The organism is Azospirillum sp. A26 (genome assembly GCF_042604635.1).
Lineage (GTDB): Bacteria > Pseudomonadota > Alphaproteobacteria > Azospirillales > Azospirillaceae > Azospirillum > Azospirillum palustre.
Genome location: NZ_CP170472.1, coordinates 1,146,126 through 1,162,302 on the forward strand (window position 1 = coordinate 1,146,126; position 16,177 = coordinate 1,162,302).

The 16,177-nt window shown below is 68.6% G+C and carries 9 protein-coding genes; 4 read left to right on the forward strand and 5 right to left on the reverse strand.

Going from position 1 to position 16,177, the window contains the following annotated elements:
• Positions 1-7: 7 nt before the first annotated feature.
• Complete coding sequence (locus ABNQ39_RS05935; RefSeq protein ID WP_376959470.1) at positions 8-4,372, reverse strand: translocation/assembly module TamB domain-containing protein; 4,365 nt, start codon at positions 4,370-4,372, stop codon at positions 8-10.
• A gap of 59 nt (positions 4,373-4,431) precedes the next feature.
• Complete coding sequence (locus ABNQ39_RS05940) at positions 4,432-6,483, reverse strand: autotransporter assembly complex protein TamA (RefSeq protein WP_376959471.1); 2,052 nt, start codon at positions 6,481-6,483, stop codon at positions 4,432-4,434.
• A 193-nt stretch (positions 6,484-6,676) separates the two neighbouring features.
• Here ABNQ39_RS05940 and typA point away from each other — a divergent pair, with 193 nt between their 5' ends.
• Together typA and ABNQ39_RS05950 are read left to right on the forward strand one after the other, a co-directional pair.
• The gene (gene typA, locus ABNQ39_RS05945) at positions 6,677-8,503 is read left to right on the forward strand and encodes a translational GTPase TypA (protein WP_376959472.1); all 1,827 of its coding nucleotides are present in this window, start codon (positions 6,677-6,679) and stop codon (positions 8,501-8,503) included.
• Between the two features lie 126 nt (positions 8,504-8,629).
• Positions 8,630-10,303: an ABC transporter permease gene (locus ABNQ39_RS05950; protein WP_376959473.1), complete on the forward strand. Its 1,674-nt coding sequence runs from the start codon at positions 8,630-8,632 to the stop codon at positions 10,301-10,303.
• A gap of 3 nt (positions 10,304-10,306) precedes the next feature.
• Here the strand turns inward: ABNQ39_RS05950 and ABNQ39_RS05955 are convergent, their stop codons facing one another.
• Positions 10,307-12,196 carry a potassium/proton antiporter gene (locus ABNQ39_RS05955; protein ID WP_376959474.1) on the reverse strand — a complete coding sequence of 630 codons (1,890 nt, stop codon included), beginning with the start codon at positions 12,194-12,196 and terminating at the stop codon, positions 10,307-10,309.
• A gap of 119 nt (positions 12,197-12,315) precedes the next feature.
• Positions 12,316-12,813, reverse strand: coding sequence for an RT0821/Lpp0805 family surface protein (locus tag ABNQ39_RS05960; RefSeq protein WP_376959475.1), 498 nt, complete (start codon positions 12,811-12,813; stop codon positions 12,316-12,318).
• A gap of 170 nt (positions 12,814-12,983) precedes the next feature.
• Between ABNQ39_RS05960 and ABNQ39_RS05965 the strand changes: the two genes are divergently transcribed.
• On the forward strand, positions 12,984-13,166 hold the full coding sequence (locus ABNQ39_RS05965; protein ID WP_376959476.1) for a hypothetical protein: 183 nt from the start codon (positions 12,984-12,986) through the stop codon (positions 13,164-13,166).
• Between the two features lie 19 nt (positions 13,167-13,185).
• On the opposite strand, the gene ABNQ39_RS05970 is transcribed toward ABNQ39_RS05965, so the two are convergent.
• A complete protein-coding gene (locus ABNQ39_RS05970; protein ID WP_376959477.1) occupies positions 13,186-14,211 on the reverse strand; it encodes a patatin-like phospholipase family protein in 1,026 nt (341 codons plus the stop codon).
• 177 nt (positions 14,212-14,388) lie between these two features.
• On the opposite strand from ABNQ39_RS05970, the gene ABNQ39_RS05975 reads away from it, so the two are divergent.
• The gene (locus ABNQ39_RS05975; RefSeq protein ID WP_376959478.1) at positions 14,389-16,176 is read left to right on the forward strand and encodes an ABC transporter ATP-binding protein; all 1,788 of its coding nucleotides are present in this window, start codon (positions 14,389-14,391) and stop codon (positions 16,174-16,176) included.
• Position 16,177 lies beyond the last annotated feature (1 nt).

Genomic DNA, 16,177 nt, shown 5'->3' on the forward strand with positions numbered 1-16,177 from the left:
CATTCCATCAGTAATCCTTCTCGTACACCACGCCGAACTTCGTCTCGGAATTGGCGCCGACGGATGCCGTGCCCTTGAGGTTTTTGGTAATGTCGACCTCGACCTTCGCCCGGCTCTGGTTGGCGCCGATTCCCTGCTCGACACCGACATAGACGCGGTCGCTGACATAGCGGCCAGCCTGCACCGCCCCGCCCTTACCGTTCTCGCCCTGGGTGAAGTCCAGCCGGTCGACGCCCAGGCCGCGGCGCACCTTGTCCAGAATGCCGCCACCTCCCCCGCCGACTCCCGCCAGCGCCGCCGCGGACTGGGCAAGCTGCACCGCCTCCGCCGCGCTCAGGTCGCCCACCGACTTGCCGAACAGCACGCCGGCCAGCACCTCATCCTGCGGCAGTCCCTGGGGCGAGGTCAGCTCAATCTTCGGCTGGCGGGCGGTGCCGCTGACCACCACGTCGGCGGTGATGCCGTTGGCGGTGGCCTCAGCCAGCAAATCGAGCCGCGGGTCGATGGGCTGGGTGCCATCGAAGTCGAAGATGCCGCGCTTGAACTCGAAATTCTTGGCCAGCAGGTTCAGGCTGCCTTTCAGGATGTTGAAGCGGCCGGTCACCTCCGGCGCCGCAGCCGTTCCCTTGACGCGCAAATTGCCGGCAAGCTCGGCATCCAGCCCACGGCCGCGGACGAACATCTGGTTCGGCGCGTTCACCGTCATGTCCAGCGCCAGGACGAAGGGTGTCGCCGCCGGCGGGGTTTCGGCCGGCTGGGGCACACGGCGGGTGCCGCCGGCGGTCGATACCTGGGTCGTTCCACGGGCGCGGCGGCCCTTGCCGACCTCCGTCACCTTCAGATCGACGACGTTTGCCGGCATGCGGTCGGGCACCTGAATCTCGGCGCGGCGGATGTCCACCGGCCCGGCCAGCCGGGCGTTGGCGAAACCGCCGGTCAGGGTCAGGTTCGCCCCGATTTCCGCCGTCACCAGATCGATCTCCACCAGCCGGGCGTTGTCGGCCTGAAGCGCGATGTCCAACTGGCGGTCGGCGGGAGCGCCCGGACGGATGACGCCGCTGGCGCCGATCGCACCGCCGTTGCGCGTCCGACCGCGGAAGCTCTGGATGGTGAAGACGTCGCCGTCGCCGACCAGCCGCGCCTCGATGTTGGTGATCACCGCACCCGACGCCCGGTTCTCGTAGCGCCCGTTCGCCAGCACCACCGACCCACCGAGCGACGGCTTGCCCACCGTTCCGCCGGCCCGAACGTCGAGCCGCAGCGATCCGCGCGCCCGGTCGCCGGAGGCGGCGAGCAGGTCGTTCGCCAGCGACAGATCCACCGTGCCGTTCACCGTCGCCTCGAGCGCCCCATTGGGAGGCACGCTGACGGCATAGCTGTCGGGGTTCATCACCAGCGGAAGCGCGGCGCTGGCGGTCAGCGTGCCGGCATTCTTCGGCATGGCGATCCGGCTGTTCAACGACAGCCGGCGGTCACGCCATTGCGCGTCCAGCGTCGCGTCGATGCCCGGCAGACCGGCCTGGGTCGTCTGCTGCGCCTTCAAGCCGCTGACGCGCAGCGTGGCATCGGCACGCGGGTTGCGCAGCGTGCCGCCCAGCGACGCCCGGGCATTGGCCACACCGTCCAGCGCCAGCGTCGGGCTGGCCAGCTTCGCCAATGCCAGCGGCAGGCGGTCGATGGTCAGCTCGCCGCTCAGCCGGTCACCGTTCAGGCCGAGGTCGGCGGCCAGCCGGGCATTGCCCGACGACAGCCGCAGCTCCTTCACCTCATACCGGCGGTCGGCCAGCAGGATGGTCGCCGGGGCGGTGGTCCGCAGATCCTCCCCGGCATAGCGCGCCTGCAGGCGGTCGAGCCGGATGCGCGTCACCGGCCCCTCCCGCGTCAAATTGCCAGCAAGGTCCAGCGCGACCGGCTGAGCGCCCGCTCCGGCGGCATTGGCCTGGAAGTCGGCCTTCGCCAGCGACCCATCGACCGAGGCCGTGACGCTGCGCAGCTCGGTGCCGGCGGCGTTGCCGTCGGTCATCTCCACCCGCGCCTTGCCGCTGGGAGTGCCGAGCGCATCGGCCACATCGGCCTTGGCCGTCAGCCGGCGGGCGGTGAGCAGCGGTCCGCCTCCCCCCTCCCCTTGCCCCTCGACCCGCAGGTCGCTGGCGTCGGCGGTCAGGTTGGCCGCCTGCTTGCCGCCCTTGCCGTCAAGCGCCAGGGTGAAGCTCGCCCCGCCGCCCAGCGGCATCCCCGCCAACGCCGACAGGCCGTTCAGGTTGGGCAGCTTGCCCTCCAGCCGCCCGGTGGCGAGCAGCGTGTCGAGCGCCACCTGCGCCTGCCCGGTGATGCGGTTGTTCCCATTGGCGATGGTCAGTCCATCCAGCCGCAGCGTCTGCTCCCGCAGCGCATAGCGTCCGTCGACCGACAGCGGCGTCTTGTCCAGGTTGGTCCGCGCCGAAACCGTGCCGTTCGGCGTCGCCGGCAGTCCGGCGGCAGTCGCCTTGACCTCCGTGGCGCCCAGCCGGCGGCCCTGCACCACGAGGTCGCGGGCATTCAGCGTCGCCTGCGCCTCGATGGCGTCGAGCGGGCCGCGGGCGGTCGCCTCAAGCGTCGCCGCCCCTTCCATCGGTGTGCCGAGCGCGCCGCCCAGCGGCTCAAGCTTCGCGACGGTCAGGATGGTGCGGGCATCGACCTTTTTGTCGGCCAGCGCCGCGTTGCCGGTCAGCTTGCCGTTGCGGCCATCGACCGTCAGGTCGGTCAAGCGCATGGCGCCGTCCGGCTCCATCCTGGCGGCCAGCTTCAGCGTCGCCTTGTCGCCCAGAACCGCATCGGCAGGCGTGCCGGTGGACAGCCGGTCGAGGCTGCCGGTCAGGTCGGCGGTCAGCGTGCCATCGGCACCGCGCTTCACCGGCCCTGCCAGCGCCACGGCACCGGCCAGCGGCCGGCCGGCAAGGCCCGACAGCGGCGCGAGGTCGTCGGCGTTCGCGCTCAGCTTCAGGTCGACCGTCTGGCCCCAGCCGCCGACGGTGCCCTTCGCCTCGGCCCGCGCCGCGGCGGCGGTCAGCGCCAGCGTCTCCAAGCCGATCCGGCCGCTGCCGGTGTCAATCTGTGCCTTGGCGGCGAGAGTCGTCTCCGGTCCGGTCAGGCGGGACAGCGCCGGATCGTCGGCGGCAAGGTCGCGCAAGGTGGCGTTCACCGCGACGTTCAGTGCGTTCAGCGCCCCTTCGGCGGAGCCTTCCACCACACCCTCGCGCCAGGACAGCGGCACCAGCGGGTGCAGGGTGGAGTCCGGTCCGGCCTGCAAGGTCCAGCGCAGGGTCAGGCTCTTGTAATCGGCGGCGACATCGCCGTTCACCGTCGCGTTCGCCGCGGCGACGGTCAGCGCCAGCGGGCGCAGGCTGATGGCCCCCGACGGCGCCCGCAGGACGGTCGCGTTCAGGGTCGGGCTGGGGCCGATCAGCGGCACCACCGTTTCGCCGGCCAGCCCGGCGATCAGCGGCGCGAAGTTACCGCCGGCCGCCAGCGTCAGCGCATGGCCCTCCGGCCCCTTTTTGATGGTCGCGTCGGCGTTCAGCGTGCCGGTGGGCGATGCCGCCTCGCCGGCCATGGCGGTCAGCTTGCCGGTCCAGTCGTCCAGAGTGCCGTCGCCCTTCAGCGTCAGTTCGACCGGCGGAAGGCCGGGAATCGACAGCGCACGGGCCATGACGCCGCCCGCGGGTTCGGACGCATCGACCGACAGGTTCAGCGTGTTCTTGCCGGGGTCGAAGACGGCGACCAGATCGGCCTTGCCCGGCTTGTCGTCAATGCGCGCCACCGACAGGTTGGTGTTCAGCGCCCCGCCGCTGTGCTCCAGCGCCAATGCGCCGGCAATGCGCAGCACCGCCGGTTCGCCCAACAATGCCGGCGCCAGCTCAAGCCGCTCGACCACCAGCTTCTTCAGATCGATATCGACCGGCAGGCTGGGCAGCAGCGGAGCGTTGGGATCGGAGGGGGCGGCCGACTGAGTGCTGACCGGCGCGCGGGTCACCATGACCGATCCCGCTTCCAGCGCATCGATCCTGGCGCTGCGCAGGAACAAAGCGGACGGCGACATCACCACATGCAGCCGGTCGATGGTCAGCCAGACGCCCTGGCTGTCGGCCAGCGTGACGGTCGCAATGGTGAAGTCGGTGGGGATGCTGCCTTCGATGGCGCCCAGCTTCAGGTGCATGTCCGGCGATTCGACGGCACCCTCGATCTTTTCGACCAGCCAGTCGCGGGCGGTATCGCCAGGGAACAGCGAGAAGGCCCGAGCGGGCTGCGGACCGGCCAGCAGGCCGGCAAGGATCGTCAGACCGACCAGGAATAAGCGAACCGCCGTCACACCATGCCCTTTCACCAGCACCATCTTTGTCTCAACCGCAATAAACGGTCATCGTCCCAAAGGATTGGGACGAAAATGCGCCATCAGAACGCCTGTCCCAGGCTGAGATACAGCTGCCAGCGCGAATCGCCGCTGGCGGGATTGAGCGGAACGCCGACATCGACGCGCAGCGGGCCGAAGTCGGTGTAATAGCGCAGCCCCAACCCGGCGCCGACGCGCAACGGCTCGCTGAAGTCGGGATAGGCCTTGTCATAGACGGTGCCGGCATCGACGAAGGGCACCACGCCGATGCTCTCCGTCACCTTGATGCGCAGCTCCGCCCCGATTTCGAACAGTGACCGCCCGCCGACCGGATCGTCGTAGCGGTCGCGCGGCCCCGCCTTCTGGAAACCGTAGCCGCGCACCGACCCGCCTCCGCCGGCATAGAAGCGGTGATCCGGCGGAATGTCGCTCAGCGACGTGCCGAGGATGCTGCCCAGCCCGATCCGGCCCGCGGCGACATAGCGCCCGTCCTTGCCGAGGTCGTAATAGGTGGAGCCGTTCAACAATATTGAGGTAAAGGGCGACTTGGTGTCGCCGCCCACCGGGAACCAGGGCGTTACCTGCAACGATGCCCGCTGGCCGGAGGTCGGGTTCAGCAGATTGTCGGTGCCGTTCCAGGCCGCCCCCAGCGGCACGCCGATGAAGGAGGTCTGATAGGTGGTGTCCTCCGTCCGCACCCGCCCACGCTCGCCGGTCACGCCATAGCTGACGGTCAGCTGGTCGGTCAAAGGCCGCTCCAGCTTCACCGTCAGTTCGGACGCGACGCGGCTGTAGGCCGGCGGCTGGTCGTTCACCACGGCGAAATTGACCAGCAGCGACTGCTTCACCGCCAGGAAGTCGGGCTTGCGGAAATTGACGCTGAAGCGCAGGTCCGGCAGGTCGTTGCCTTTGCTCGACGTACCGCCCGACGATCCGGCGACGCGTCCGACATCGACGCCGACACGGAGCTGCTCCGCTCCGCCGAACAGGTTGCGGTGGCCCCAATAGGCGTTGGCGCCCACTCCGTCCTGGGTGGAATAGGTGACGCCGCCGCCGATGAAGCGGCGCTTGCGCTCGCCGACCGAGACGATGACCGGAGTCACGCCGTCCGGCCCCGGCTCGTCCGCCATCCGCACGCGGACGGTGTCGAAGACCTGGAGAGCAGCGATGTCTTGACGCGCCCGGTCGGTGGCGCCCGGGTCGTAGACCTGCCCCTCCTTCCAGGCGAGGCGCCCGCGCACCAGATCCTCGTCGACCTGCTCCAACCCTTCGATGCGGGTGGCGCCATAGCGGGTCAGCGGGCCGGGATCGACGCTGTAGGTGACATCCATCGTGCGGTCGGAATGATCGACCACCACCTCGCGGTCGGGCACCTTGGCGAAGGCGTAGCCGCGCTTGCTCAGCCGGCCGACCAGTTCCGATTCGGCGTCCAGCACCTTCTGCGCGATTGCGGGGGCACCGGCGACGAGGCCGAGATCGTCGGTCGCGACCTCCTTCGGCAGGATAGAGCTGCCAGTGGAGTTGGTGACGCCGCGCACCGTCACCGTCTTGATGTGATAGAGCGGCCCCGGCGTCACCGTGACCGTCACCTTGACCGGGGGAGCCTGCCCGCCCGCGGGCAGGGTGCCGGCCGCCGCCGGGTCGTCGATGCGGATGTCCAGCTTCGCGTCGTAATAGCCGGCGGAGCGCAGCGCCGTCTGCAAACGGTCGCGGTCGCTGTCGGCCCGCCGCTCCAGCCCGATCAGCGAGGGCGGGTGATCGTCCTTCAGCTCGACCAGGGTCGAGGCGTCGCGCAGCGTGCCGCGCAGCCCCTCGTCCTCGACGCCGGTGATCTCGACCTCATAGGTGATACCGGCCGGCCTGACCTCCTCGTCCGGTGGCGCGGCGTCCGGCGGAGCACCCTCCGACGGCGCCGCGGGCACGGCGCCGGGGATGCTGTCGGGCGGCGAATCCTGGGCATAGCCGGCGTCGGCCGGCCCCAGCATCAGCAGGGCGGCGACCATCGGTACGGCGATCGGAGCCTTGAGCGGAGCGGCTGCAATCCTGGTTGCAACGGCGGCGCGGCGGCGGGAAGCGGAAGCGAAGCGGATCATCGTCCCCAATGTAGGGCCCATTGACGCATGGCTCCATCCCGGAAATTCGCCCTAGACCAAAGGGCACGGCGCTTGCGTTTTTGCCCGGGATCCATATATTGCGCCGCAACAGTTTCCCCGACATCGCCCACCGACTCCGTTCGGCGGGCCTTTTTGTTGTTTGTGGCATGACGCTGCTGCGTGTCGGGGGTGCCCTTGCGAGACCGAAGGCTCCATGAATCTCCGTAACGTCGCTATCATCGCCCACGTCGACCACGGCAAGACCACGCTGGTCGACCAGCTCCTCAAGCAGGCCGGCTCGTTCCGCGAGAACCAGCAGGTCGCCGAACGCGCCATGGACTCCAACGACCTGGAGCGCGAGCGCGGCATCACCATCCTGGCCAAGTGCACGTCCGTTCTGTGGAACGACCTGCGCATCAACATCGTCGACACCCCGGGCCACGCCGATTTCGGCGGCGAGGTGGAGCGCATCCTCTCCATGGTCGACGGCGTCGTCCTGCTCTGCGACGCGGCCGAAGGCCCGCTGCCGCAGACCAAGTTCGTGCTGGGCAAGGCCCTGAAGCTCGGCCTGCGCCCCATCGTCGTCATCAACAAGGTGGACCGTCCCGACGGCCGTCCGCACGAGGTGCATGACGAGGTGTTCGACCTGTTCGCCTCGCTCGACGCCTCGAACGAGCAGCTGGACTTCCCGACCCTGTTCGCCTCGGGCCGCAACGGCTGGGCGACCACGGACCTGGAGAACGGCGCCCGCGAGACGCTGACCCCGCTGTTCGAGTTGATCCGCGACCATGTCCCGGCCCCGAAGGTCGAGGAAGACCTGCCCTTCAGCATGCTGGCGACCACGCTGGAAGCGAACCCGTACCTGGGCCGCATCCTGACCGGCCGCATCCTGACCGGTTCGGTCAAGGTCAACATGGCCGTCAAGTCGATGAGCCGCGACGGCAAGCTGATCGAGAACGCCCGCATCAGCAAGGTGCTGGCCTTCCGCGGCCTGGAGCGCGTTCCGGTGGACGAGGCGCATGCCGGCGACATCGTCGCGCTGGCCGGCATGACCAACACCACTGTGGCCGATACCATCTGCGCGCCGGAAGTCGCCGAGGCTCTGCACGCCCAGCCGATCGACCCGCCGACCCTGGCGATGACCTTCTCGGTCAACGACAGCCCGCTGGCCGGCCGCGAGGGTGACAAGGTCACCAGCCGCATGATCCGCGACCGCCTGTTCCGCGAAGCCGAAGGCAACGTGGCGCTGCGCATCTCCGACACCGAGGGCGGCGACGCCTTCGAGGTGGCCGGCCGCGGCGAACTGCAGCTGGGCATCCTGATCGAGACGATGCGCCGCGAGGGCTACGAGCTGGCGATCAGCCGTCCGCGCGTGCTGTTCAAGACCGATCCGCTGAACGGCCAGCGCCTGGAGCCGATCGAGGAAGTCGTCGTCGACGTCGACGAGGAGTTTTCGGGCACCGTCGTTCAGAAGATGTCGGAGCGCAAGGCCGACCTGATCGAGATGCGTCCGTCCGGCGGCAACAAGACCCGCATCGTCTTCCATGCGCCGTCGCGCGGCCTGATCGGCTATCAGGGCGAGTTCCTGACCGACACCCGCGGCACCGGCATCATGAACCGCCTGTTCCACGGCTACGCGCCGTTCAAGGGCGCCATCGCGGCGCGGCGCACCGGCGTCCTGATCTCCAACAGCGACGGCACCGCGGTGGCTTACGCCCTGTGGAACCTGGAAGATCGCGGCCCGATGCTGATCGATCCGGGCGTGCCGGTCTATCAGGGCATGATCATCGGCGAGCACACCCGCGGCAACGACCTCGAGGTCAATGTCATCAAGGGCAAGCAGCTGACCAACATCCGCACCACCAGCAAGGACGAGGCTGTCCGCCTGACCCCGCCGATCCAGATGACCCTGGAAAAGGCGCTGTCCTACATCTCCGACGACGAGCTGGTGGAAGTGACGCCGAAGTCGATCCGCCTGCGCAAGCGCTACCTCGATCCGAACGAGCGCAAGCGCCACTCGCGTGCCGCAGAAGCCAGCTGATAACGGCCAGCTGATAACGGTTCGCATATAGGGTAGAGTACCGGCGGCGCGTGCCCCCCTGACAGGGAGCAGGCGCCGCCTTCTTTTTGCCCCCTGATTTTTGAACCGATGCGAGGATGTTTCCGCATGGCGATGGCGACCGACGCGAAGTCCCCCGGCTCCCCGTCCTTCTCTCCCCGCCAGCTGTGGGCACGAATCGGCGCGACCGGGCTGTTCGCCCTGATCCTCGCGCTGCTGATTGCCCTGCCGATCCTTGCCGTCTTCGTCCAGTCCGCCGGAATCTCCACCGATCTGTGGGGGCACATGGCGCGGACGGTGCTTCCCGGCTACATCCTCAACACGGTGATCCTGCTGGGCATCGTCGGAGTCGTCACGCTGGTGACCGGCGTCGCCTGCGCCTGGACCGTCACCATGCACGACTTCCGCGGTCGCGGCGTGCTGCAATGGCTGCTTCTGCTGCCGCTGGCCATGCCCGCGTACGTGCTGGCCTACACCTACACCGACTTCCTGCAATTTGCCGGACCGTTGCAGTCCTTCCTGCGCGCCAGTTTCGGCTGGCGGCGCGGCGACTATTGGTTCCCGGACATCCACACCGCCTGGGGCGCCGGGCTGGTGCTGTCGTCGGTGCTGTACCCCTACGTCTATGTGCTGACCCGCGCCGCCTTCCTCGAACAGTCGGTCTGCGTGCTGGAGGCCAGCCGCACGCTGGGATGCTCCGCCTTCGGCGCCTTCCGCCGCGTGGCACTGCCGCTCGCCCGTCCAGCGCTGGTGGCCGGCGTCGGCTATGCGCTGATGGAAACGCTGGCCGACTTCGGGGCGGTCCGCTATTTCGGCATCGACACCTTCACCGTCGGCATCTACCGCACTTGGTTCGCCCTGGGCGATCCGGCGGCGGCGGCACAGCTTGCCGCCGTGTTGCTGCTGGTGGTGCTGGCGCTGGTCGGGCTGGAGCGGCTGTCGCGCGGAAAGATGCGCTTCCACCAGACCACCGGCCGCTACCGCGCCCTGCCTGCCCCGCGCCTGTCGGCCCGCGGCACAATGGTTGCCTGGATCGTCTGCATGACGCCGGTGCTGTTCGGCTTCCTGCTGCCGGGTGCCGTTCTGATCCGCATGATCCTGCGCGGCGGCACCGAGTTGACGCTGGCCCGCTTCACCGACCTGACGGTGAACACCTTCATCCTGGGCGCCAGCGGCGCGGTTCTGGTCGTCGCTGTGGCGCTGATGGTGATCCACGGCGTGCGCCATGACCGAAGCGGTTTCGCCACCGGCGCTGCACGGCTCGCCTCGCTCGGCTATGCCACGCCGGGCACGGTAATCGCCGTCGGCATCCTCATCACCGTCGGGCTGACGCGCGACTGGACCGGCTGGCCGATGGGCGCGATCCTCGGCACCACCATCGCCGGCATCCTCTATGGCTATTTGATCCGCTTCTTCGTCGTCGCCTATGGGCCGCTGGAGTCGGGCTTCGCCAAGATCGGCCCAAATCTGGAAGGGGCGGCACGCTCGCTCGGCCACACGCCGTTGCAGGTGCTGCGCCGGGTCCATCTACCGCTGCTGCGCCCCAGCCTGCTGAGCGCCGCCATGCTGGTCTTCGTCGACATCACGAAGGAGCTGCCGGCGACGATGATCCTGCGGCCCTTCAATTTCGACACGCTGGCGATCGAAGCCTTCCGCATGGCCTCCACCGAGCGGCTGGACGACGCCGCCCTGCCCGCCCTGGTGATCGTTCTGGTCGGCCTCGCTCCGGTCATCTATCTCAGCCGCACCATCGCGGCGTCGCGGCCGGGGCACCGCGACTGACCATCAGACCTCATTGCGGCTTTCCACCCGCTCGTCGTGCCGGGGCTCCGCCGTCGGCACGCCCGCCCGGCACGCCCGCTGCTTTTCGCGTTCCTTCCAGCGGCGGAAGGACTGCTCGTTCCACCAGCCGCCCAGCCGCCCGCCGATATCGATGAGGCGCTGATAGAGCGGCCGGCGCCGGCTGGTCACGCGGGCCGGCTCCAGCGCCAGTCCGACGGAGGTGATGATGTTGTCCTCCATATCGCGCACGATCAGCTCGACACCGCCCATGCGCACCCGGTCGCCCAGCTCGCAGGAGCCGCCGAACTCGTTGCGCAGCAGATCGCTCAGCGTCAGCCGGGCGTTCGACATCGACAGCGGCAGCCCGTACATCTCGGCGATCTGCTCCACCGTCGCATCGGGACTCAGCACCAGATCGCCGTAGAACTCCCGGTCGTTCTGGTCGAGCGCCCGGCTGCCGCCATAGAGTCTGTCGATCAGGGGCAGCCGGTGCTGCGGCGTGAACAGATAGACATGGTCGCCGGGCTGCAACGGCTTCGCCTTGTGCAGCGGCACCACCGCACCCGACCGGATGACCAGCGACGGCCTGGCCCAGCGCGGCATGCGCTGTCCCCTGGCGGCCGGGCTCTTGGCATGGACGGTGTAGGCGACCAGTTCCTGGTCGGCATTGCCGGGAAGCTCCAGCTCCACGCGCTCCACCGGGCCGCGGCGCGGCGGCACGATCAGTTCCAGCGCCCGCGCCATCGTACCGATGGTCGAGCCCTGCACCAGAAGCGACACCACCACGACGATGAAGGCGGTGTTGAAGATCAGCTGTCCATTCTCCAGCCCGCCCAGTACCGGCACCAGCGCCAGCAGGAGCGACACCGCCCCGCGCAAACCCACCCAGGCGATGAAGCTGGTCTCCCGGACCGAGAAGCGGAAGGGCAGCAGGCACATCCACACCGCGGCAGGACGGGCGATGGCGATCAGGACGAAGGCCACACCCAGCGCCGGCAGGATCATCCCGGCGAATTCCCGCGGCGTGGCGAGCAGCCCCAGCATCACGAACATGACGATCTGGCTGAGCCAGGTCAGGCCGGCATGGAAACGCCGCAGTTCAAGCGCACCGCGCAGCTTGACGTTGCCGGCATAGAGCCCGGCGGCATAGACGGCGAGATAGCCGCTGCCGCCCATGACGTTGGTGACCGCGAAGATGAACAGGGCGAAGGTCAGCGTCACCACCGGATTCAGCCCGGCTTCGAAATTCGCCTTGTTGATGAAGGTCACCAGCAGCCAGCCGCCGGCCAGCCCCATCACCCCGCCCAGCGAAAAGGCCAGCACCAGCTCGCCGACAATGGCGATGGGGGACGCCAGACCGTGGGTCGCCGCCTCCACCAGCAGGATGGTCACCATGATGGCGACCGGGTCGTTGCTGCCCGATTCGATTTCCAGGGTGGAGCGGACGCGGTCGCGGAGCGTGATGCCGCCGACGCGCAGCAGGAAGAAGACCGCCGCCGCATCAGTGGAGCTGCACGCCGCCCCGACCAGCAGCGCCTCCCCCCAGGCCAGCCCCATCAGGTAATGGGCGGCGATGCCCACCACGCCGGTGGTCACCGCCACCCCGAACGTCGCCAGCGTCATCGCCGGCCAGGCAGCGGCCTTGTAGCTGGCGAGCTTGGTGTCGAAGCCGCTTTCGAACAGGATCACCGCCAGCGCCATCGATCCGATCAGGAAGGCGGAGCCGGCATCGTTGAAGGAAATGTGGCCGATCCCGTCCTCGCCGGCCAGCAGGCCGATGCCGAGGAAGATCAGCAGCAGCGGGGCGCCGACCCGCAAAGCGAGGTAGCTGGTCAGCACGCTGACGATCAGCAGTGTCGATCCGATGAGGATGATGTAGCTGACCGCCTCCATAAGCCCCGCACGCCGTTCTTATCGGGCCGCCATCCGGCGGAACTCCTTGATTTTGACGGCAACTCCCCACATCCGCAAGGAGTAGGACCCGGAGGCGGTCATTCGGATAGGCTGTACGCTTACGATACCAGCTTCCAGCTTCCGTCAGCCTGACGGCAGGCGGTGCCGCGCGCGACCTCGGTCCTGCCGTCGATCACGACCGTGTGATTGTAGTCGCGGCAGGTCTGGCCGTCAGTGCCCTGATAAGTCCTCACCGGCTGGATGGTGCCGCTGTTGCCGGACTGCGGGTTGTTCCAGGTGATTGTCTGGTTGTTGGCGACCGCGCGCTCCTCCGCGTCCGACGCGCGGTTCTGGTCGGCGGGACTGAAGTGCCGGGCGAGTTGCTGTCCGGCATAGGCGCCGACCAGCGTGCCGATGGCCGTCGTCGCCAGCTTGCCCGCGCCGCCGCCGAAGCGCGAGCCGAGCAGGCCACCGGCGACGGCGCCGCCCAGCGTACCGACAGTCTCCGACGTGTTCATGCCGCCGATGCCGCCACCGCTGCCGTTTCCGGTCTGGCAGGCGCCGAGCGACAGAGCCGCGACCGCGGCGATGGCCGTGACGCGCAATCTGTTGGTCATGGTTCGCATGGTGATTCCCCCGTATCAACGTTTCACGGTTAAAGTCCGGTCAACGCTTATGGAGAGAAGAAGTTCCCCCAAAGAAGCAGGACCAAAAGATCAGGGGACGATGGAAGCAAAATGCGTTTTCGCGTGTTTAGAGACCGAACAGTCAACACGTGGAGGGTAGTATGATGTCCCGTTTGCGTCTGATCGGTGCGGTGTTCGCGGTCCTTTCCGTCACCGCCTGCTCGACTGGCGGCGTGGTCGGCGGTGCGGCCGGTGCGGCCGGCGGATACGCCGTGGACGGTACCCGCGGCGCCGTGATCGGCGGTCTGGGTGGTGCGGCGCTGGGCACCGCCATCGATCACTGAGACCGGCCGCCCAAAGGCCTCAGTCCCGCACCGGTGCGCGTGTCGATTCGCGCGGACCGGTGGCAAAGACGGCGAGCGCGTCGTGCAGTTCCGGCAGGACGCGCTCCACCGCCAGCTCGCCCTCACGGATGCAATCGTCGGCCCGGTCGAATTCGGTCAGCCCGATGTGACCCAGCCGCGGCACGATGTGCACGTCCGGCGGATCGCCGGCCAGCCGTGAGCGGGTTATGCGGTCGGTGACGATGCTGAGCGACGAGACCATCACGCCGAACAGGCTCGGCCCCTCATAGTCGCGCCGGAAGATCCGGCGTGTCAGGGCGCCGATGCCGCGCGGTGGGCGGTGGCCCGGCGCCTCGTCCTCGACCAGCCGCAACAGGTCGAAACCGGCGGCGGTCGGCACGCTCGACCCGGGCTTGCGCGCCTTGCCCAGGATATCGCCGGCCAGATTGACGGCGATCACCATCTGCGCGCCCAGCGCCCGGCAGGCCGACACCGGCACCGGGTTGACCAGCGCGCCGTCGATCATCCAGCGTCCGTCGATAGACGCCGGCGGAAACACCCCCGGCAGCGAAAAGGACGCCCGCATGGCGTCGACCAGCTCGCCGCGTTGCAGCCACACCTCGTGGCCGGTCACCAGATCGGTGGTGACGGCGGCATAGGGGCATGGCAGTTCCTCGATTCGCACGTCTCCCAGATGCAGGCGCAGTTCAGCCAGCAGCCGGTCGCCGCTGATCAGTCCACCACCCTGGCGCAACCGCAGATCCAGATAGCCGACGATCTTCATCCGCGTCAGCGTGCGCACCCACTCTTCCAGCGTGTCGAGCTTTCCCGCGAGATGGACGCCACCGACCAGCGCCCCGACCGAGGAGCCGCAGACGATGTCTGCCTCGATGCCATAGCGCTTCAGCGCCCGCAGCACCCCGATATGCGCCCAGCCGCGCGCCACGCCACCGCCCAGCGCAAGACCGATGCGCGGACGCCGCGCGCTCCCGCCACCAGCGTTAACGCCATTGATGCCGCCATTCAGGCTGGTTCCGTTCGGCATTGGCCTTCCCCCCTCGCCCGGCGGCACCGATGTTCGCCGCCCCAATCGTCAGCATCCTCGTACGGAATCGGTAAAGGAAGCCTGTAACCAGCACCGGCGGCTCCACGTCGACCGGTGGACAAAGCCGAAGCCCATGGGCTAAGCCATCCCCATCGGACAAGATGATCGGATGCGACCGTGACGAACAAGAGCGGCAAGCCCCTGCGCCTGGATGCGGCGACCGAACGGCTAGCGGCCCGGATGTGGCGCGAATGGGTGCGTCCCTATCGCGGAAAGCTGCTGCTGTGCTTCGTGCTGATGGCGGTGGTGGCGGCGACCACCGGCGCCTATCCGCTGCTGATCGACCGGTCCTATGCCATGTTCTCCGCCCAGGACCGCGGCATGCTGCTGGCGATCCCGCTCGCCATCGTCGCGGTGACGATCATCAAGGGCGTGTCGCTCTATTCCCAGACGGTGGTGACCAGCGACATCGTCCAGCGCATCATCGCCGACGTCCGGCTGGCGATGTTCACGCACCTGCAAACTGCCGACATGGCGCAGTTGCATGCGACGCCCACCGGGTCGCTGACCTCGCGCTTCATCAACGACGTCGATCTGATCCGCAACGCGCTGACCCGGACGCTGACGGGGCTGGTGCGCGACATCCTGACGGTGATCGCGCTGGTCGGATCGATGTTCTATCTCGACTGGCTGCTGTCGCTGATCGTCTTCATCATCTATCCCATCGCCGCCGTTCCCATCGTGCGGATCGGCAAGCGTCTGCGCCGCGTCTCCCGCGACACCCAGGCGCAGATGGGCGACATGACCTCGCTGCTGACCGAAAGCCTGTCGGGCGCGCGCATGGTCAAGACCTACAATCTTGAAGATTATGAGCGCGCCCGCGCCGGCCGCGCCTTCCACGAGAACTACCTGCTGACGATGAAGGCGGTGCGCGCCCGCTCGCGCATCGACCCGATGATGGAGGTGCTGGGCGGCGTCGCGGTTGCCGGCGTGATCGCCTTCGCCGGCTATCGCATGACGATGGGCGAAGGCTCGGTCGGCGCCTTCTCCGGCTTCGTCGGCGCGCTGCTGATGGCGGCCCAGCCGGTGCGCGCCATCGGCACGCTGAACGCCGCCTTGCAGGAAGGGCTTGCCGCCGCCCAGCGCATCTTCGAACTGCTGGACCAGCAGCCGACCATCGTCGAGCAGCCGGGCGCCAAGCCGCTTGCCGTCTCGACGGGTGCCGTCGCGCTGCGCGGCGTCCGCTTCTCCTACGAGGCCGGGGCCGACACGCTGAAGGGCATCGACCTCGACGTGCCGGCCGGCAGCACGGTGGCGCTGGTCGGGCGCAGCGGCGCCGGCAAATCGACGGTCTTCAACCTGATCCCCCGCCTCTACGACGTGACGGAGGGCGAGGTGCTGATCGACGGCCAGGATGTCCGCGGCGCGACCCTGCGCAGCCTGCGCGGAGCCGTGTCCATCGTCAGCCAGGACACCGTGCTGTTCAACGACACTGTGCGGGCGAACATCTGCTTCGGCCGGCTCGATGCCGGGATGGACGACGTGATCGCCGCCGCCAAGGCAGCCGCCGCGCACGACTTCGTGTCGAAGCTGCCCGAGGGCTACGACACGGTGATCGGCGACCGCGGCGTCAAGCTGTCGGGCGGCGAGCGCCAGCGTCTGGCGCTGGCCCGCGCCTTCCTGAAAGACGCGCCGATCCTGCTGCTGGACGAGGCGACCAGCGCGCTGGACAGCGAATCGGAACGGCTGGTGCAGGCTGCCCTGGAACGGCTGACGGAGGGTCGCACCACGCTGGTGATCGCCCATCGTCTGGCGACGGTGCGCAATGCCGACCGGATCGTGGTGATGGAAGGCGGGCGCATCATCGAACAGGGCCCGCACGAGGCGCTTCTGGCGGCCGACGGGGCCTATGCCCGGCTGTGCCGGCTGCAATTCGGCGAGGACGAGGTGCGGGCGGGGGCCTGAG

What these genes read in the sequence shown, in the direction of transcription:
- ABNQ39_RS05955 (WP_376959474.1), bottom strand. Translation starts at nt 12,196, where the DNA reads ATGGAGGCGGTCAGCTACATCATCCTCATCGGATCGACACTGCTGATC.
- ABNQ39_RS05970 (WP_376959477.1), bottom strand. Translation starts at nt 14,211, where the DNA reads ATGCCGAACGGAACCAGCCTGAATGGCGGCATCAATGGCGTTAACGCT.
- ABNQ39_RS05950 (WP_376959473.1), top strand. Translation starts at nt 8,630, where the DNA reads ATGGCGATGGCGACCGACGCGAAGTCCCCCGGCTCCCCGTCCTTCTCT.
- ABNQ39_RS05965 (WP_376959476.1), top strand. Translation starts at nt 12,984, where the DNA reads ATGATGTCCCGTTTGCGTCTGATCGGTGCGGTGTTCGCGGTCCTTTCC.
- ABNQ39_RS05940 (WP_376959471.1), bottom strand. Translation starts at nt 6,483, where the DNA reads ATGGGCCCTACATTGGGGACGATGATCCGCTTCGCTTCCGCTTCCCGC.
- ABNQ39_RS05960 (WP_376959475.1), bottom strand. Translation starts at nt 12,813, where the DNA reads ATGACCAACAGATTGCGCGTCACGGCCATCGCCGCGGTCGCGGCTCTG.
- ABNQ39_RS05935 (WP_376959470.1), bottom strand. Translation starts at nt 4,372, where the DNA reads ATGGTGCTGGTGAAAGGGCATGGTGTGACGGCGGTTCGCTTATTCCTG.
- typA (WP_376959472.1), top strand. Translation starts at nt 6,677, where the DNA reads ATGAATCTCCGTAACGTCGCTATCATCGCCCACGTCGACCACGGCAAG.